This window comes from Geobacter anodireducens (assembly GCA_001628815.1).
Lineage (GTDB): Bacteria > Desulfobacterota > Desulfuromonadia > Geobacterales > Geobacteraceae > Geobacter > Geobacter anodireducens.
Map to the genome: position 1 here is coordinate 37752 of CP014963.1, position 18039 is coordinate 55790.

The window sequence follows — 18039 nt, forward strand, 5'->3', positions numbered from 1 at the left end:
CAGACTCCCTATTTTCCCGCAAAGGTCCGCTGGACGATGTTGAGGAATTCGGTGGAGAAGTTGTCCATGGAGGCGATGAGGACCTTGATCTTGTGCTGGAAGTGGTTGTAGGCCATGACCGCCGGGATGGCAGCCACCAGGCCGATGGCGGTGGCGATCAGCGCCTCGGCAATGCCCGGTGCCACGACGGCCAGCGATGCGGAGCCGGTTTCACCGATTCCCTTGAATGCGTTCATGATCCCCCAGACCGTCCCGAACAGCCCGATGAAGGGTGCCGTGGAGCCGGTGGTGGCCAGGAAGGTCACGTACTTCTCCAGCCTGGTGATCTCCGAGGTGGTCGCGCGGCGCAGCGCACGGGCGATGTTCTCGATCCCTCCCAGGTCGGTGCTCACCACGCCCGGCTCGTCCCGCTGTTCTCCTCCTTTGTCGAGAAGCCGGCGCAATTCGGCGTAGCCTTCGCTGAACAGCACCGAGAGGGGGGAGTTTCCGAACCGGTCCAGTTGGGAGCTGATGGCATCGAAACGCTTGGTTTTCCAGAAGAAGTCAAGGAACCGGTCCGACTCGCCGTTTGCCCGGTTGATCTGCAGGAGCTTGAAGAAAATGATGGCCCAGGAAACCACGGAAAAGAAGATGAGCACGACCAGCACCAGCTTGACCACCAGCCCGGTCCCAGCGAAAAGTGTCACGATACAACCTCCGGTTGAGGGTATCCGCCCTCGGAATAATGTAACTAGGAACGAAAAGGTAGCTTAGACCTTGTCCTTGTGCCCGTCAACTGTTTCAGTAGCAGGACGGTCTGCGGTCGGCGAAGCAGGGTATCTGGCCGCGCCATGTCTCCATCACCTGGAAGTCGAGGGTTGCCATGGGTTCGCATGCTTCGTAGCCGCCTTCGGCCAGGAGTTCTCCCTTGGGGCCGATGATCAGGCTGGAGCCGAAGAAGTCCAGCTTGCCCTGTACTCCGCAACAGTTGGCGGCCACCACGAAGAGCTGGTTCTCGATGGCCCGGGCCCGCAACAGCGTCCGCCAGTGTTCTTCCCGCGGTTTGGGCCACTCGGCCGGGACAACGATGATTTCGGCTCCTTCAACCGCCAGCCGTCGCGCCAGTTCCGGGAAGCGAAGGTCGTAGCAGATGAACACGCCGAGCCGGCCCACGTGGGTATCGACCACCAGCCACCGGTCGCCGCCATCCAGGGAGCGATCCTCCCCCATGAGGGAGAAGAGGTGGATCTTGCGGTAGGAGCCGAGCAGTTCGCCATGATCAAGAACATACGCGGTGTTGAACACCTTTTCGCCATGGGGTTCCGGCATGCTGCCGACGATGACCATGTCCAGTTCCCTGGAGAGCCGGCCCAGCTCCGCCACCACCTCTGGGGTCCGCTTGGCCAGTTCGTTGAGTTCCTTGTAGCGTAGCCGGTGCTCCACATCTCGGGGAGAACCGCAAGCCGGCACCCCTGGGATGCCAGTCGCCGCAGGGCCTCCTGGACGTACGCCACGTTGGCGTCAATGTCGCCGAGCCTGACAGTGAATTGTACGGCTCCTGCCTTGACGGTCCGATTCATGGGAAAGCCTCCGGGTTCAGGGGATACAAACCCTGTGGATGACGAAAGAGTGTACCGTTAACCCGCTTATATTTCAACTCAATAGATGGTGGACGGCCGGCTGGGCAGTGGCGTATCATGGGGGGCATGAGTGAGCCGCTGCATCTCTACGTCCATATCCCTTTCTGCCTGAAGAAGTGCCGTTACTGCTCTTTCGTTTCACGGTCGGACGCGCCCCTGGCGATCGACGACTACGCATCCCTCGTGGCCCGGGAGATGGAGATGCGGGTCGCGGCGGCGAATCCCCCCCCCCTCTCTCCAGCGACTACCCTCTACCTTGGCGGAGGGACCCCGTCGCTTCTGTCGCCGGCGGCCGTGGAGCGCATCATCGGTGCGGCAGCGCGCTGCTATGGCCTTGGCCCCGGCGCGGAGATAACCCTGGAGGCCAATCCCGGCACCGTCACCTTCCAGCGGCTCGCCGATTTCCGCTCCGCGGGGGTGAATCGCCTCTCCCTGGGCGTCCAGTCCTTCGACGACGGGATGCTGGCCCTGCTGGGCCGGCTCCACACCGCCCGCCAAGCGAGGGAGGCCGTTGCGGCGGCCCGCCGTGCCGGCTTCGACAATATCGGCATCGACCTCATCCACTCGCTTCCCGGTCAGACGCCCGACCAATGGCGCGAGCAACTGGCCTGTGCCGTGGCTCTTACTCCCGATCACGTTTCGGCCTACGGTCTCACGGTTGAGGAGGGCACCCCCTTCGGGGTCATGGAGGAGCGGGGAGTGCTGGTGCTGCCCGATGAAGAGGGGTCGGCCCTCATGTTCGAAGCCACGGCGGCCGTGCTGGTCTCAGCCGGCTTCGAGCACTACGAGATCGCCAATTTTGCCCGTCCCCTCCGGCGTTCGCGCCACAATCAGGCTTACTGGCTCCGTCGGAACTATCTGGGGTTCGGCGCGGGCGCCCATTCCTTTTTGCGCGTTCCGGCCTTTGGCGTGCGCTGGAAGAATCCCGACGACCTGGAGCTCTATCATGACACCCTTGCGGCGGCGGAGCTTCCCGGGGAGGCGGAGTCGGCCCTTTCCCGCGCCGACGCCATGGCCGAGTATTTTTTCCTCGGGCTCCGACTGCTGGACGGGGTGCGGGAAGAGGATTTTGCCCGGGAGTTCGGCGATACGGTGAAAAACGTGTACGGCTGCGAAGTGGACCGCCTCTGCTCGGCAGAACTCCTCGTGCGCGGGGGGGGGCGGCTGAAGCTCACCCCCCGGGGGACCATCCTCGCCAACCGGGTATTCGCCTCCTTCCTCTGACCCGTCTGCGTCACTCGTCTATCCCCTCTCCGGAAGCGGGAAACCCCCTTGACAAAGCGGGGGTCGGTTGTTACTTTAGCAACCAGTTAGCACTCACGTCCCTTGAGTGCTAATCTGCTTTGTGGGGCCGAGAGATGACAGATATTTCCGAGCGTAACAAGCTTATCCTCGAAGCCATCATCGAGGATTACATCTCGACGGCGGAGCCGGTCGGCAGCCGTGCCGTGACCAAGCGCCACGGCCTGACCCTGTCGCCGGCAACGGTGCGCAACGTCATGGCCGACCTGGAGGAGATGGGGTTCCTCGTCTCTCCCCACACCTCGGCGGGGCGGGTGCCCACCGACAAGGCCTACCGCTTCTACGTGGACTCGCTCCTGGCGGTTCGGCGCATCGACAAGGCCGAGCGGGAGCGGATCCGCAAGCGCTATGTGGGGGCCGGCCGGGATATCGGCGCCGTCCTTCACGAAACGAGCCGGCTGCTCTCCTCGGTTTCCCACTACACCGGGATCGTCCTGGCTCCCCGCTTCTCAGCCACTATTTTCCGGCACATCGAGTTCGTAAAGCTGGGAGGGCGCCGTATCCTCGCCATCCTGGTGGCCGATAACGGCGCAGTCCAGAACCGTCTCATCGAATCCGACGAGGAGTTTTCCTCCGAAGAGCTGATCAGGATGTCCAACTACCTGAACGAGCTTCTGGTGGGGGTGCCGGTGGGCCAGGTCCGCATGCGGATGCTGGAGGAGATGAGGAACGAGAAGGTCCTTTACGACAAGCTCCTCGCCCGTGCGCTCCAGTTTTCGGAGCAGAGCCTGAATGACGACGGGGCCCAGATCTTCATCGAGGGGCAGACCAATATCCTTGAACAACCCGAGTTCGCCGACTCGCGGCGGATGCGGGATCTTTTCCGGGCGTTCGAGGAAAAGAATCAACTGGTGGGGCTCCTGGACCGGTGCCTCGATGCCCAGGGCGTCCAGATCTTCATCGGCGCCGAAACCCATCTCAGCCAGATGGAGGGATTGAGCATCATCACCTCCACGTACCTCACGGGCAAGAACACCCTCGGTGTACTCGGGGTCATCGGCCCGACTCGCATGGGCTATGCCAAGGTGATCCCCATCGTCGACTATACCGCGAAGCTGGTCAGCAGGCTCCTGGAAGGGGAATAGGGGCGGTTCGGCAGCATATTCGCAGGGAGGACAATCAGCGTGGATAAAAAGAAACACGGCACCGCACAGGGTGCAGATGAAACCATCACGGCCGCTGGCCATGCCGGCGAAGCCGCCCAGGGGAAGGGCGAAGACGTACGGCACCTTGCCGGCGACGAGCGGATCGGGCAGCTTGAGGCCGAACTGGCGGCCAAGGAGGCCGAGGCGGCTGCGAACTGGGACAAATTCGTGCGTGAGCGGGCCGACCTGGAGAACTATCGCCGTCGGACCCAGAAAGAGAAGGAAGAGCTGCTCAAGTACGGCAACGAGAGCCTCCTGCAGGACATCCTGCCGGTGGTGGACAGCATGGAGCGGGCCTTGGGCCATGCGGACAGTGAAAGCCTGTCCGCGGTTATCGAGGGAATCAGGATGACCCACGGCATGCTGGTGGGCACCTTGAAGAAATTCGGCGTGGTCGCCGTGGAGGCCGGCCGGGGAACTGTCTTCGATCCGGCGTATCACCAGGCCATGTGCCAGGTGGAGGTTGCCGAGCTTCCCCCCAATACGGTGGTCGAGGTCTTCCAGAGGGGGTATCTGCTGAACGAACGGCTCCTTCGCCCCGCCATGGTATCCGTGGCCACAGTGCCCAAGGATGCCGCGTAAAAATTTCCGCCGACCCCTTGCGTTTGGGGAGAGCGATGACTACGTTGTTTCCAGAGAGACCACAAGGAGGATTATACTCATGAGCAAAGTAATCGGTATCGACCTCGGCACCACCAACTCCTGCGTTTCCGTCATGGAAGGTGGTGAGCCGGTTGTCATAGCCAACGCAGAAGGAAGTCGCACCACCCCGTCCATGGTTGCCTTTGCCGAGAGCGGCGAGCGGCTGGTGGGCCAGCAGGCCAAGCGCCAGGCGGTGACCAATCCGGAGAACACCCTGTTCGCCATCAAGCGGCTCATCGGCCGCAAGTACGATACGGAAGAGGTCCGCAAGGACATCTCCATCTCCCCCTTCAAGATCGTCAAGGCCGACAACGGCGACGCCTGGGTTGAGGCGCGCGGCAAGATGTACTCGCCCCCCGAGATCTCGGCCATGGTGCTCCAGAAGATGAAGCAGACCGCCGAGGACTACCTGGGCGAGACCGTGACCGACGCGGTCATCACCGTCCCGGCCTACTTCAACGACTCCCAGCGCCAGGCCACCAAGGACGCCGGCAAGATCGCCGGCCTGAACGTCCTGCGGATCATCAACGAGCCGACCGCCGCCGCATTGGCCTATGGCCTCGACAAGAAGAAGGACGAGAAGATCGCCGTCTTCGACCTGGGGGGCGGAACCTTTGATATTTCCATCCTGGAACTGGGAGACGGCGTCTTCGAGGTGAAGTCCACCAACGGCGACACCTTCCTCGGCGGCGAGGACTTTGATCAGCGGGTCATCGACTGGATCGCCGACGAGTTCAAGAAGGATCAGGGAATCGACCTGCGCGGCGACAAGATGGCCCTGCAGCGCCTCAAGGAGGCCGCCGAGAAGGCCAAGTGCGAGCTCTCCACCTCCATGGAGACCGACATCAACCTTCCCTTTATCACCGCCGACGCCACCGGGCCCAAGCACCTCACCATGAAGCTGTCCCGGGCGAAGCTCGAAGCCCTCTGTGCCGACCTGCTCAACAAGCTGGAGGGGCCCTGCCGCACCGCTCTCAAGGATGCCGGCCTGTCCCCCTCCGAGGTGGACGAAGTGATCCTGGTCGGCGGCATGACCCGCATGCCGGCGGTCCAGAAGAGGGTCCAGGAGATATTTGGCAAGGTTCCCAATAAGGGGGTGAACCCCGATGAGGTGGTCGCCATCGGCGCAGCCATCCAGGGCGGGGTGCTCAGGGGCGACGTGAAGGACGTGCTGCTGCTCGACGTGACCCCCCTCTCGCTCGGCATCGAGACCCTCGGCAGCGTCATGACCAAGCTCATCGAGAAGAACACCACCATCCCGTGCCGCAAGAGCCAGGTCTTCTCCACGGCCAGCGACAATCAGCCGGCGGTAACCATCCACGTGCTCCAGGGCGAGCGGGAGATGGCGATCGACAACAAGACGTTGGGGAATTTCGAGTTGACCGGCATCCCGCCGGCACCCCGCGGAGTGCCCCAGATCGAGGTAACCTTCGACATCGACGCCAACGGCATCGTCCATGTCTCCGCCAAGGACCTGGGCACCGGCAAGGAGCAATCCATCAGGATCACCGCCTCCTCCGGCCTCTCCAAGGATGAGATCGACAAGATGGTCAAGGAGGCCGAAGCGCATTCCGCCGATGACAAGAAGAAGCGGGAGCTGGTGGAGGCCCGTAATCACGCCGATACCCTCATCTACTCAACCGAGAAGTCCCTCAAGGAATACGGGGACAAGATTGGCGCCGACGAGAAGGCCAAGATTGAAGAATGCCTTGCAAACCTCAAAAAGGCCATGGAGGGAAGCGATGTAGACGTCCTCAAGAAGACCACGGATGAGCTCACCCAGGCTTCCCACAAGCTGGCCGAGGCGGTCTACGCCAAGGCCCAGGCCGAAGGCGGCCAGCCGGGCGGTGAAGCGGCGGGTGAACCCTCTGCCGCGGACGAGAAGGTTGTTGACGCTGATTTCGAAGAGGTCAAGGACGACAAGAAGTAGCCGAATGGGGAGAGGGGTGGCGTGAACGCCCCCCTCTTCCCGTCTACCAATCAACCATGCGGAGCAGCAGGGGAGTGGATCTCGGTGCTGCTTTTTGCATTGGAAAGGATCGATTTTGGCGTCAGAGAAACGCGACTACTATGAGGTTCTGGGCGTCCACAAGAACGCCTCGGATACGGAAATAAAGAAGGCCTTTCGCAAGCTTGCCATCCAGTACCATCCGGACAAGAATCCCGATGACAGGGAAGCGGAGGAGAAGTTCAAGGAGATTACCGAGGCCTATGAGGTCCTGTCGGATCCCCAGAAGCGGGTCCAGTACGATCAGTTCGGCCATGCCGGGGTCGGTGCCGGCGGCTTTTCGGGGGGCGGCTTCGGCGGCTTCGGCGCCGGCACCCCCTTTGGCGACATTTTCGGTGATATCTTCGGCGATATCTTCGGCGGCCGCCCCCGCGGCAGTCGCGGCCGCCGCGGCGACGACCTGCAGTACAACATGGAACTCTCCTTTGAGGAGGCCGCGTTCGGCGCGGAGAAGGAGATTCAGGTCCCCTACGGCAAGCGCTGTGGCGATTGCGGGGGCAGCGGCGCCACGCCGGGGACCGAGCCGAAGGTCTGCCCCACCTGTCGCGGCGCTGGCCAGGTTCGTTTCCAGCAGGGATTCTTCAGTGTCAGCAAGACCTGCAACCACTGCAACGGTGAAGGGCGCGTGGTGGAGAACCCCTGCACCTCATGCCGCGGCAGTGGCATGGTCCGTGACACCAAGACCCTGTCGGTCAAGGTCCCGGCCGGGGTCGAAACCGGCACCAGGCTCAAGCTCACTGGCGAGGGGGGGCAGGGAATCAAGGGCGGGGGCAACGGCGACCTCTATGTGGCCATTGCGGTCAGGGAGCATCCCATCTTTACTCGCGAGGACAACGACGTTCTCTGCGAGATTCCCGTCAGCTTCGTGCAGGCGGCCCTCGGCTGCGAGATCGAGGTGCCGACCCTCGATGGCAAGGTTTCCATGAAGATTCCCGAGGGGACCCAGTCGGGACGCATCTTCAGGCTGCGCGGCAAGGGAGTTCCCCAGCTCCAGGGCTACGGCCGCGGAGACCAGCTCGTCATCATCAAGGTGGAGACTCCGTCAAACCTCAACAAGCGCCAGCGGGAACTCCTGGAGGAGTTCGCCCGCATCAGCGGCGAAGATGTCCATCCCATGAAAAAGAGCTTTTTCGACAAAGTGATGGATTTTATCAGTTGACAGACGGTTGCCCCATCACCTGCGACGGCCGCCATCTTTCATTGAAAAGAGGCGGCCGTTTCTGCTTCTTTCCCCTCCCCTTTTCTTTCGGTCAGCCGTTCAATGGATAGGATGCCTCGCGCCGGTGCAGGGCGCCGTCCGCAGTCAGGGTGCTCGAATAGAGGTGGAATGCCTCCACGGTGAACGGCTCCGTTCTGAACCCGCCCTGTTTGGCCTTAAAAACGGTGAAACCCGTCGATTCGGCATCCTTGAGGCGCGCCAGCGTTATGTGCGGGGAAAACCGGCGCTCCTCCGGGGGGATCCCCGCCGCTGCAACGGCCTTTTCCACCGCGCCCTGCAGGAGGACCAGCCGCTCGTCGGCGGTGATCCCAGCCCAGATCACGCGGGGGCGCCCTGGGGATGGGAAACAGCCGACCCCTGCCAGGGCCAGGCTAAAAGGTGGTGACGTGACGGTCGCCAGGGCGTCTTTGATCCGCTGAAGGCATTCGTTGTCCGCGCCTCCGATAAAGCGGAGGGTCAGATGGAGCTGGTCAGGCGGAACTCTGCGGGCATCGTCCAGTTCCCGGCCGAGATCGGCAAGCTGTGCCCTGATGGAATCGGGCAGATCAATGGCAACGAAAAGACGATACATGGCCTGCTCCATTCACTGCCTGCTGGCGAGCCGCGCATTCGGCTCCGCAGGCGCGACGAGATGGCTGCCAGCGGTGGAGGTGACGACCGTGCCAAAAGGGGCTGACAGGCGATTCAGCCGGTCCACCACGTCCGCTGCCCTGCGGCCCGTGAGGATGGTCGGCTGGAAGCGCACCTCGCGGAAAAGGACGTTGAGGGGTATGACCTCCACAACCGGCGGCCCTTTGCCGAGGGTGACCCGGGCGATGATGCTCCGGTCGGCCGAGGGGCTCCGGCTGCCGAAGGCAAAGTTGCCGAGGCTGTAAAAGATCGGTTTTCCGCGATAGATTTCGATTCCCTGGAGGACATGGGGGTGGTGGCCGATGACGACGTCAGCCCCTGCATCGATGGCGCGATGGGCTGCTTCGATCTGGTGGGGCGATGGTAGCGCGGCCCGTTCCTGTCCCCAGTGGAAGGAGACGACCACATGATCGGCGCTGCTGCGGACCCGTCGGATATCCGCGGGGTAGTGGCCGGCATAGCCGGGCGCGGTGCCGGGGCGTCCCGCAGCGGCGAAGAATTCGATCGGCTGGGTGAGCGAGTAGGCCAGAAAGGCAACGGTCTGCCCTCTGACCGCCACGGACGCTTCGCGCCGGGCATCCGCGATCGACGACCCTGCTCCCGCGAAGGCGATGCCGTTACGATTGAGGTGGCGGATCGTGTCGCTCAACCCCTCGGCGCCAAAGTCCATCATGTGGTTATTGGCCAGTGTCATGACCGAGAAGCCGGCCCGTTTCAGGGCCGCTGCCGCAGCGGGAGAAGCCTTGAAGCGGAAACGTTTGGCGCGGAACTCGCGTCCCCCCTCGGTGAGGGGGGCCTCCAGGTTGCCCACCACCAGGTCGCTGCGTCGCAGCTCTGCGGCGGTGGCGGCAAACGGATAGCTATAGCCGTACCGCTGAAGGGTGTCGGTTGCGCTGCCGGCCAGCATCACATCACCCACAAAGGACAGGCTGATGCGCTCGGCCAGAGCCCCGGCAGGGACCGCGAGCAACGCGAGCACGAGGCTCAATGCGGCGGGGAAGAAGGTCATTTCTGCTCCGGGGGCACAAAAATATTGACTAATTCGCAGGTTAGTGCTAAACACTATAACTTTCATGTCGCAAAAGTAAAGGCTTGAACCAATGCTTGACGCCAAATATCTGCGAGAGAATCTGCAAGAGGTGGAAGCGCGGCTTGCCACCCGGGGCTCCGAGGTGAGTCTCGGCCGGTTTCGCGAGTTGGACGAGCGCCGGCGCACGCTCCTTGCGGAAAGCGAGTCGCTCAAGGCGTTGAAAAACTCCGCATCCGAGGCCATCAGCAAGGTCAAGGACAAGAGCCAGATTCAGGACAAGATCGCCGAGATGCGTGAGGTGGGGGGCAGGATCAAGGGGCTCGACGACGAGTTACGCGGCATTGAGGATGAGCTGCAGATGGTGCTGCTGACGGTCCCCAATGTGCCGCATCCGACGGTACCCGTCGGAGCGTCGGAAGCGGACAACCGTCAGGTGCGGACATGGGGTGAACCCCCCTGTTTTGCGTTTGACCCCAAGCCCCATTGGGAGATAGGCGAAGGGCTCGGCATACTCGATTTTGAGCGGGGAGCGAAGCTTACCGGTGCGCGGTTCACGCTCTATCGCGGCGCAGGTGCCCGACTGGAGCGCTCTCTCGTCAATTTCATGCTCGACCTGCACACCGAGCGGCACAATTATCTTGAAATGCTCCCGCCCTTCATGGTAAACAGGGAAAGCATGACCGGAACCGGTCAGTTGCCCAAGTTTGAGGACGACCTCTTCCATCTGGAAGGGGTCGATTATTTCCTCATCCCCACGGCAGAGGTTCCCGTTACCAATATTCATCGCGCTGAAATCCTCAAAGCCGCAGACCTGCCGCTCAGCTACACGGCCTACACCCCGTGCTTCCGCAAGGAGGCCGGCTCCTACGGCAAGGACGTCCGCGGACTCATACGGCAACACCAGTTCAACAAAGTCGAGCTGGTGAAGTTTGTTCATCCTGCGGCATCCTATGATGAGCTGGAAAAACTGCTCTCCAATGCCGAAGAGGTGTTGCGCCAGCTCGGACTGGCCTATCGGGTCGTTGAACTCTGTACCGGCGACATGGGATTTTCAGCTGCCAAAACATACGATATTGAAGTCTGGCTTCCCGGCCAGGAGACTTATCGGGAAATTTCTTCGTGCAGCAACTTCGAGGATTTCCAGTCCCGGCGGGCCTCGATCCGGTTCAGGGAAGACGAAAAATCAAAGCCTGAATTCGTCCACACGCTGAACGGTTCGGGGCTTGCAGTCGGTAGAACGCTGGTGGCCATCCTTGAGAATTACCAGCAGGAAGACGGGTCGGTAGTAATCCCGGACGTGCTCCGGCCGTACATGGGGGGACTGCAGAAGATCGGCTAGGCTTTCGGAGGGATGGCCGAGTGGTTTAAGGCGGCGGTCTTGAAAACCGTTGAACGAAAGTTCCGTGGGTTCGAATCCTACTCCCTCCGCCATAATTGACAAACAACGATCGGAGAGATGGCCGAGTAGGTCGAAGGCGCTCGCCTGCTAAGCGAGTATACGGGCAAAACCTGTATCGAGGGTTCGAATCCCTCTCTCTCCGCCAGATATCTATAGCCCGTGTCATCGCGGTAAGGTTCTGGAGACGAGGAGGACACGTGAAGGTGTTGTTCAGGCTGGTGGTCGTTGCCCTTGCCGTGGTAGCTGTTGTCGGGTGCTCTCAGAAGGAAGAGCAGAAAGTCGGCGGCGACGCCGGAACGCAGCACGGCCAGGCGACAAAGAAGGAATCGGTAGTTGTTGTCCCGGATAAGGTTAAGGGGAAGTGGAAGTCAGTAAAGATAGCCGTTACCGATAAGGCCGCCAACAAGGAGTCGGTCTATACCGTCAACGTCGGGGCTGAACTGGCAATTCCGGAGAGCAATCTCACGATAGCGGTAGACAATTTCCTGCCTCACTTCACGATGGACGGGACAACTCTTACCTCCCAGTCCAACGAGCCGAAGAATCCGGCTGCACAGATCCGGATTCTGGAGGGGGGAAAAGAAGTTTTCAAAGGGTGGTTGTTCTCTCTGTACCCGACAACCCATGCCTTCAACCATCCCAAGTACGGTTTTACGCTGGTGGATTTTATTCCCGCCAATTAACAATGCGCTCGTAGCTCAGCTGGATAGAGCACCAGACTACGAATCTGGGGGTCAGGAGTTCGAATCTCTTCGAGCGCGCCATTAAAACAAGGGGTTACGGTTTGCACCGTAGCCCCTTTGTCGTTGTATGTGAGACAGTATCGTGACTATAGGCTAACGTGTTGAAATTGCGCAGTCCCGGTAGCCGTTGAATTGCGGGAGGCATGACAAGGCGTGACAGTGCAGAGCCAGAGCCGACTGCCGCCCGCTCGATCTTACCAGAAGACTGGTTGGCTCCGTTGTAGAATTGATCAAAACTCGCCCGGAGCGACCCGATAAAGTGAAGCCGACTTTTGGCAACGTCGAGATAACGCAGAAGAAGGACCTTGGGAGATCGCCCTCAAACAGGAGAAGACATCACCAGCACGGCCCCGCGTTACACCAAGCCCGCTGCTACGGAAGGCTGTAACCAGGCAGGCTGCTATAGGGGGGGCCTGAAATGACCAGCCTCTTCCGTTGATCCCCAACAGGAGAGGCTTTTTGTTCAACTATTCCTACCCCGCTAGGTACAGTGAGTGAACTGACATCGCTGAGTCGGATATCCACCGGCACCTGACACAGAGATCAGGCTTAACGAATTATGCCATAAACAATTCTTGACTAAATTCAGGCAGGCCGCAACTATGGTATGCTTCAACCCAAAACGGCCGGCGAAAGCATTTACCGCAAAGGACTCAGAGGAAGACACGTTGAGCATTTCACCGGCAAGGTGACTGTCTGCCCGCGAAACTAGGTCCCGTGAATGGCCCGTAATTGAGAGGAATCTCCTCCCTAACCCGCAGTGTCCCCTGTGATTAACCCAACGTACCGGATGGTTGCAAAGGCTAACCCCATGGATCTTCTGAAAAATCTCAACCCGCCCCAGCGGGCCGCGGTCCTCCACGGCGAGGGTCCGCTCCTGGTTCTGGCCGGTGCCGGCTCCGGCAAGACCCGGGTCATCGTCCACCGGATCGCTCACCTGGTCCGTGAGCGGGGAGTTCCCGCCCCGCAGATCCTTGCCGTGACCTTCACCAACAAGGCCGCCGGCGAGATGCGCGAACGGGTGCAAAAGCTCGTGGGAGGGGAGGCGCCCCTTATCGCTACCTTCCACTCCACCTGCGCGCGGATCCTTCGCCGGGAAATCCACCACCTGGGCTACGATTCCGCCTTTGCCATCTATGACGACAAGGACTCCGGCAAGCTCCTGAAGGAAGTGATGGCCGGGCTCGGCTTGGACGAGAAGCGTTTCCCCGTGGCTTCGCTTGCCTCGGCCATCGACGACTGCAAGAACCGGGGGCTTGCACCGGAGGATCTCCCTGCGGACACCTTCACCGGTGAGGTTGTCGGCCGTGTCTACGCCGCCTACCAGAAACGGTTGAAGAAGTGCAACGCCCTCGACTTCGGCGACCTCATCATGCTGACCGTGCGGCTCTTCGAAGTGCACCCCGCCGTGCTGGAGCGCTACCGGGACCAGTGGCGCTGGATCCTGGTGGACGAATATCAGGATACCAACCCCATCCAGTACCGGCTCGTGCGACTGCTGGCCGGCGAACACCGCAACCTCTGCGTGGTGGGGGACGACGATCAGTCCATCTACCGCTGGCGCGGGGCAGACATCCGCAACATCCTTGACTTCGAGAAGGATTTCCCCGGTGTCACCACCATCAAGCTCGAGCAGAACTACCGCTCCACCCGGAATATCCTTGCGGCGGCGGGAGCAGTGGTGGCACGCAACCGGGGCCGGAAGGCCAAGGCCCTCTGGAGCGAAAACCCGCCGGGCGATCCCATCGTCTACCGTCGCTTGGCCGACGAGCGGGAGGAGGCCCGCTTCGTCTGCCGCGAGATCGAGCGATACGTTCGCCGTGGCGGCGATCTGCGGGACGTGGCGGTCTTCTACCGCACCAACGCCCAGTCCCGGGTGATGGAAGACGCTCTGGTGGCCGACGGCATCCCCTACCACATGGTGGGCGGCATGCGGTTCTATGAGCGGATGGAGGTAAAAGACATCCTCGCTTATCTGCGGGTTCTGGCAAACCCGGCGGATGAGGTTTCGCTCAAGCGGATCATCAACGTCCCGGCCCGGGGGATCGGCCCCGGCACCGTGGACAAGGTTTCCGAACTGGCCGTCCGCCAGGGGATCACCGTCCTCGATGCCCTGGGAGAAGCGGCCACCGGCGGACTTCTCTCCTCGGCACCCCGGGGTAAGGTGGCTGCTTTTGCCGCAGTCATGGAGAGGTTTTTCGCCCTGCGCGACCAACTCCCCCTGGCAGAGCTCACCACCCGCATCATCGAAGAGTCAGGCTACGCCGACCGGCTCCGGCAGGAGCGGACCGACGAGGCCGCGGACCGGCTCGCCAACCTTCAGGAACTCGTGGCTGCCATGGAAGAGTTCGAGCGGACCAGCGATGAGCGGGGACTTGCTCCGTTCCTGGAACAGGTGGCCCTCGTCTCGGATCTGGAGCGTAGCGGCACGGGCCGCGAGTCGGCAACGCTCATGACCCTGCACGCGGCCAAGGGGCTCGAGTTTCCCATGGTTTTCATGATCGGCATGGAGGAGAAGCTCTTTCCCCATGTCCGCTCCCTGGACGACCCCGAAGCCATGGAGGAGGAACGCCGGCTCTGTTACGTGGGGATGACCCGGGCGCGGGAGCGGCTCTGCCTCACCAATGCCCGGCGCCGGCGGATCTTTGGCCAGGACCAGGTGAACATGCCCTCCCGCTTCATCGCCGACATTCCCCGGAACCTCCTGGATCTGGAGGATGAATGGTCGCAGCCGGCATTCGGCTCCTTCTCGTCCGACGCTGCCGGGCGGGGACGGGAGCCCGCCCGCCACAACCTGGCCTCCATCCTCGAAACCGAGATTGAACCGGATTTCGCCGACGTGGAAATCGTCCCCGACGAGCCCGAGGAAAGTGGAGTCTGGCTCGGCATGAAGGTGCGGCACGGCAAGTTCGGCGTCGGCACAATCCGCAAGATTGAAGGCCAGGGGGACGAGCAGAAGGTAATCGTTTGGTTCAACGCAGTGGGACCGAAGAAGCTTCTGGTCCGTTTTGCCGGTCTGGAGCGGGCCTAGCCCTTATCAGGTGATTCCTTCACGTAAATTCGATTTGTTGGCCGCTGCAGGCACTGTACCTCCTTGACAGAAACCATCCTGCCGGCCTTGCCTGCACCCTGGCCTCGATCAGACTGCCTCGGCCGGCCTTCCCGGGATACCGGACATGCAAAAAGGCCGTCTCTCCTGCCGGAGGGGCGGCCTTTTCATGCGGTGGTACTCTTCATGGTCATGTTTTCTTGTGCATCCTCCTTTCTGCAGGACGGTCCCTAGTTCTTTGCCACCGCCTTGCGGCCTACGCTCTCGGCCACGCCTTTGGCCATTCCGATCATGGTAAGAACCGCGGGGGCCAGTTGTGCCACGATGATCAGTGCACAGAAGCCGAGGAAGATCCATACCAGCACTCCACTATTGTCTTCCCGTGCCCCTGACGCCGCCAGGGCCGATGTTACGCTCCCAAGAACCATTGCCAGTGTGCTGGCTGCAACGTTCGCTTTCATGGCTGTCTCCTTTCCGTATCCCTCTCCGGTGCTGCCTCGGCGGGCAGCACCCTTGTAGGTGTCTGTCAGCGAGTCGTGGCTCCTTCTTCCACCTTCGGCGCGAAGAGTCCCTTCAGCATCGATCCCATCAGCATGAAGGCGGGAACGGTCTGGAAGGCGACAATGGCGGCTCCAAAAGCCAGGAAGAGAGGGGCGAGGAACCCGCCTTCGTCAATGGCGGCGCCACTGGCACCAAAGGCGGTGGTTGCGGTTGCGATCGTGGCGATAAGTGCGATGGCTGTGGTTTTCATGACTCCCTCCTCATTGCCCGCCGGTGGTGACCGGTTGGTTTTGTCTTTTATATAGCAGCGATCGTGCCATAGTGGAGATGAGAGTTGATAAAGCATGTAATCTATTGAAATTAAAGGATTTAATTTTTCAAGACATGAGGAGTGGAGCAGGCATAGACCGTCTATTGTATGGGGTGGGTATACATGAAAAGGGAGCACGGTGGGGGCGAGGGCCAGGGGTGAGGTGCAACTGCTCGAAAACATTGAAGGGATGTGTGCGGCCAGGGTGCATTTAAATTACATACATCTCATGTATGAAGAGTGGCGGCTCCAGCAGGCAGACTCTGTGGCCGATTGAAAAACTGCTGGGGAGGCCGCCTGTTGTGGTGCTCAGCCCTCCGCCTATTCCGCTGATACTGAGACAAAACCTGTTTATGCTGTCGAGTAGGTACCTTGCGTTTTAGCATGTCTCTGGTGCGGTGCTCCGCGCGCTGTATCCGGCCTTCCTTGCTACGTATTACAGCAGCATGCTATGTCCGCCGCCAGCAGTTCGATGTCCTGGTCGCTCGTTTCCCAGGAGCACATGAAGCGCGCCCCTCCGGAGCCGATGAAGGTATAGAAGTGCCATCCCCGCCCATGGAGTGCCTCGGCTACCCCTGGTGGGAGATCGGTAAAGACCGAGTTTGCCTGGCGGGAAAACCGGATGTCGACGCCGGGGATGTCGCGGAGCCGGGCTTCGAGCTTGGCTGCGCAGGCATTGGCATGGGCTGCGCGGGTCAGCCAGGCACCGCTTTCCAGCATGCCGATCCAGGGGGCGGCGAGAAAGCGCATCTTCGAGGCCAGCTGCCCCGCCTGCTTGCAGCGGTAGTCGAACTCCTGGGCAAGCTCCCGGTTGAAGAATACGACCGCTTCACCAACGGCCATGCCGTTTTTGGTTCCGCCGAAGCAGAGCACATCGACCCCGGCCTTCCAGGTGAGCTCGCTGGGGTGGACGCCGAGGGCGGCAACGGCGTTGGCAAAGCGGGCCCCATCCATGTGGACTCGGAGATCCAGGCGTCGAGCAAGATGGCCCAGTTCGCGCACTTCATCCACGGAATAGAGGGTACCCAGTTCCGTTGCCTGGGTGATGCTGAGGGCCTTGGGCTTAGGGTAATGAATGTCGAGGCGTCGTTTGACCGTGTGCTCAACGGCGTCCGGGTCGACCTTGCCGTTGGGGCCGGGAACCAGGAGTATCTTGGTGCCGTTGGAAAAAAATTCGGCGGCCCCGCATTCGTCGGTTTCGATATGGGATGTCTCGTGGCAGATGATGCTGTGGTACGACTGGCAGAGGGATGCCAGCGCCAGTGAGTTGGCCGCTGTGCCGTTGAAGACGAAGAACACCTCGCAGTCGGTTCCAAAGGTGTCGCGCAGCAGGCGGCATGCCCGTTCCGTCCAGGCGTCGTCGCCGTAGGAGCAGGCATACCCCCGGTTTGCCTCTTCCATGGCCTGCCATGCCTCGGGGCAGATTCCGGCATAGTTGTCGCTGGCAAACTGGTAACGGCGTTCGGTGGTCGTGCGGTTGTCAGTGCTCATGTTCGGGTCGTCCTTTTGCAAAGGGTGCGTCGACGCGTCCGGGTCAGGTCGCCGTAGACGTTTCGGGTGATCCGCCGCTGGGGGCAAGCTCCGATATCACCATGCCCGCAAGAATGAGAAGCGCGCCCAGGTAGCCGAGGGTGCCGAGGCGCTCGTCGGCGGCCCAGAAGGCGTAGAGCGCCGCGAAAACGGGTTCGAGGCAAAAGATGAGAGCAGTGTGCGCCGGGCTGAGAACGCGCTGCATGGATGTCTGGACCAGGAAGGCGAATACCGTGGCAAAGACGGCGCAGATCAGCAGCGCCCAGAGAATTCCCGGGTGCCAGACCATGGTCCGATGGCCGCCGACCTCGGCAACAAGGAGGCTCAGGAGCGCCACGGTGCTCAACTGCATGGCGGTGAGCCACCACACGTCGTTATCGCGGGCGAACTTCCCCGTGAGTATCAGGTGAAGGGAGACGCAGACGGCACAGACAGCGGCCAGCACGTCGCCGATGTTCAGGGCGAATGCGCCGTTGGTGCAGAGAAGGAACAAGCCGGGCACGGCCAGAGCCACCCCCCACTTGATTCCCTGCGAGACGGCCTGCCTGAAGAGAAGCGCGCCCAGCATGGGCACCAGCACTACGCTGAGACCCGTGAGAAAGCCCGTGTTCGACGCGGTGGTGAACCGGAGGGCCATGGTCTGGAAGGCGTAGGAGCCGAACAGAAACAGGCCGAGAAACAGCCCGTGGCGAACGGTCTGCATGGTGAGCGACACGCGGCGGCAGATGCAGAACGGCACCAGGAGCACCACGGCCATGAGGAACCGCTGGGCCAGGAAGACAAAGACGTCCACCTGCGCCACGGCGTCCTTGACGATGGTGAAGGTGATTCCCCAGAAGAAGGTGGTGAGGAGCAGGGCTACGATGGCTTTTGCTTTATTCACGGCTCGTCTGGTTACGAAAAGGTGACAAA

At 61.4% G+C, this 18039-nt stretch carries 15 protein-coding genes, 3 tRNA genes and 1 pseudogene; 11 read left to right on the forward strand and 8 right to left on the reverse strand.

The features are described from left to right. Positions 1-8: 8 nt before the first annotated feature. Together A2G06_00145 and A2G06_00150 are read right to left on the reverse strand one after the other, a co-directional pair. A complete protein-coding gene (locus A2G06_00145; GenBank protein ANA39069.1) occupies positions 9-686 on the reverse strand; it encodes a Tol-Pal system subunit TolQ in 678 nt (225 codons plus the stop codon). 94 nt (positions 687-780) lie between these two features. After that, positions 781-1559, reverse strand: a pseudogene (locus A2G06_00150) (carbon-nitrogen hydrolase). 126 nt (positions 1560-1685) lie between these two features. On the opposite strand from A2G06_00150, the gene A2G06_00155 reads away from it, so the two are divergent. The 5 genes from A2G06_00155 to A2G06_00175 all read left to right on the forward strand — a co-directional run bounded on the left by A2G06_00155 (position 1686) and on the right by A2G06_00175 (position 7875). After that, entirely contained in the window at positions 1686-2843 is a 1158-nt protein-coding gene (locus A2G06_00155; protein ID ANA41547.1) for a coproporphyrinogen III oxidase, read from the forward strand. 134 nt (positions 2844-2977) lie between these two features. Next, positions 2978-4006 (forward strand): heat-inducible transcriptional repressor HrcA, encoded by a 1029-nt coding sequence (locus A2G06_00160; GenBank protein ID ANA39070.1) that lies wholly within the window; start codon positions 2978-2980, stop codon positions 4004-4006. A 39-nt stretch (positions 4007-4045) separates the two neighbouring features. Continuing rightward, positions 4046-4648 carry a nucleotide exchange factor GrpE gene (locus tag A2G06_00165; GenBank protein ID ANA39071.1) on the forward strand — a complete coding sequence of 201 codons (603 nt, stop codon included), beginning with the start codon at positions 4046-4048 and terminating at the stop codon, positions 4646-4648. A 79-nt stretch (positions 4649-4727) separates the two neighbouring features. Further along, positions 4728-6638 carry a molecular chaperone DnaK gene (dnaK, locus tag A2G06_00170; protein ID ANA39072.1) on the forward strand — a complete coding sequence of 637 codons (1911 nt, stop codon included), beginning with the start codon at positions 4728-4730 and terminating at the stop codon, positions 6636-6638. Between the two features lie 115 nt (positions 6639-6753). Continuing rightward, complete coding sequence (locus A2G06_00175; GenBank protein ANA39073.1) at positions 6754-7875, forward strand: molecular chaperone DnaJ; 1122 nt, start codon at positions 6754-6756, stop codon at positions 7873-7875. 91 nt (positions 7876-7966) lie between these two features. Here the strand turns inward: A2G06_00175 and A2G06_00180 are convergent, their stop codons facing one another. Together A2G06_00180 and A2G06_00185 are read right to left on the reverse strand one after the other, a co-directional pair. Beyond that, positions 7967-8506, reverse strand: coding sequence for a 2'-5' RNA ligase (locus A2G06_00180; GenBank protein ANA41548.1), 540 nt, complete (start codon positions 8504-8506; stop codon positions 7967-7969). Positions 8507-8518: 12 nt separating this feature from the next. Further along, positions 8519-9574, reverse strand: coding sequence for a capsular biosynthesis protein (locus A2G06_00185; GenBank protein ANA39074.1), 1056 nt, complete (start codon positions 9572-9574; stop codon positions 8519-8521). 91 nt (positions 9575-9665) lie between these two features. Between A2G06_00185 and A2G06_00190 the strand changes: the two genes are divergently transcribed. The 6 genes from A2G06_00190 (at position 9666) to A2G06_00215 (ending at position 14768) form a co-directional block, all read left to right on the forward strand. After that, the gene (locus tag A2G06_00190) at positions 9666-10934 is read left to right on the forward strand and encodes a serine--tRNA ligase (protein ID ANA39075.1); all 1269 of its coding nucleotides are present in this window, start codon (positions 9666-9668) and stop codon (positions 10932-10934) included. A gap of 6 nt (positions 10935-10940) precedes the next feature. Further along, positions 10941-11026, forward strand: a tRNA-Ser gene (locus A2G06_00195). A gap of 19 nt (positions 11027-11045) precedes the next feature. Next, positions 11046-11139 (forward strand) — tRNA-Ser (locus A2G06_00200). A gap of 52 nt (positions 11140-11191) precedes the next feature. After that, on the forward strand, positions 11192-11677 hold the full coding sequence (locus tag A2G06_00205) for a hypothetical protein (protein ID ANA39076.1): 486 nt from the start codon (positions 11192-11194) through the stop codon (positions 11675-11677). A 4-nt stretch (positions 11678-11681) separates the two neighbouring features. Next, positions 11682-11758, forward strand: a tRNA-Arg gene (locus tag A2G06_00210). 790 nt (positions 11759-12548) lie between these two features. Then, positions 12549-14768, forward strand: coding sequence for an ATP-dependent DNA helicase PcrA (locus tag A2G06_00215; protein ANA39077.1), 2220 nt, complete (start codon positions 12549-12551; stop codon positions 14766-14768). Between the two features lie 248 nt (positions 14769-15016). On the opposite strand, the gene A2G06_00220 is transcribed toward A2G06_00215, so the two are convergent. From A2G06_00220 to A2G06_00235, 4 genes are all read right to left on the reverse strand, one after another. Beyond that, the gene (locus tag A2G06_00220) at positions 15017-15247 is read right to left on the reverse strand and encodes a hypothetical protein (protein ID ANA39078.1); all 231 of its coding nucleotides are present in this window, start codon (positions 15245-15247) and stop codon (positions 15017-15019) included. A 65-nt stretch (positions 15248-15312) separates the two neighbouring features. Continuing rightward, the gene (locus A2G06_00225; GenBank protein ANA39079.1) at positions 15313-15537 is read right to left on the reverse strand and encodes a hypothetical protein; all 225 of its coding nucleotides are present in this window, start codon (positions 15535-15537) and stop codon (positions 15313-15315) included. A 489-nt stretch (positions 15538-16026) separates the two neighbouring features. Continuing rightward, positions 16027-17088 carry a threonine aldolase gene (locus A2G06_00230; GenBank protein ANA39080.1) on the reverse strand — a complete coding sequence of 354 codons (1062 nt, stop codon included), beginning with the start codon at positions 17086-17088 and terminating at the stop codon, positions 16027-16029. Between the two features lie 43 nt (positions 17089-17131). Then, entirely contained in the window at positions 17132-18010 is an 879-nt protein-coding gene (locus A2G06_00235) for a hypothetical protein (GenBank protein ID ANA39081.1), read from the reverse strand. Positions 18011-18039 lie beyond the last annotated feature (29 nt).

Bases quoted from the DNA above. Each gene is read 5' to 3' on its own strand.
- A2G06_00155 (ANA41547.1), top strand. From the start codon at position 1,686: ATGAGTGAGCCGCTGCATCTCTACGTCCATATCCCTTTCTGCCTGAAG.
- A2G06_00160 (ANA39070.1), top strand. From the start codon at position 2,978: ATGACAGATATTTCCGAGCGTAACAAGCTTATCCTCGAAGCCATCATC.
- dnaK (ANA39072.1), top strand. From the start codon at position 4,728: ATGAGCAAAGTAATCGGTATCGACCTCGGCACCACCAACTCCTGCGTT.
- A2G06_00180 (ANA41548.1), bottom strand. From the start codon at position 8,506: ATGTATCGTCTTTTCGTTGCCATTGATCTGCCCGATTCCATCAGGGCA.
- A2G06_00185 (ANA39074.1), bottom strand. From the start codon at position 9,574: ATGACCTTCTTCCCCGCCGCATTGAGCCTCGTGCTCGCGTTGCTCGCG.
- A2G06_00190 (ANA39075.1), top strand. From the start codon at position 9,666: ATGCTTGACGCCAAATATCTGCGAGAGAATCTGCAAGAGGTGGAAGCG.
- A2G06_00215 (ANA39077.1), top strand. From the start codon at position 12,549: ATGGATCTTCTGAAAAATCTCAACCCGCCCCAGCGGGCCGCGGTCCTC.
- A2G06_00220 (ANA39078.1), bottom strand. From the start codon at position 15,247: ATGAAAGCGAACGTTGCAGCCAGCACACTGGCAATGGTTCTTGGGAGC.
- A2G06_00225 (ANA39079.1), bottom strand. From the start codon at position 15,537: ATGAAAACCACAGCCATCGCACTTATCGCCACGATCGCAACCGCAACC.
- A2G06_00230 (ANA39080.1), bottom strand. From the start codon at position 17,088: ATGAGCACTGACAACCGCACGACCACCGAACGCCGTTACCAGTTTGCC.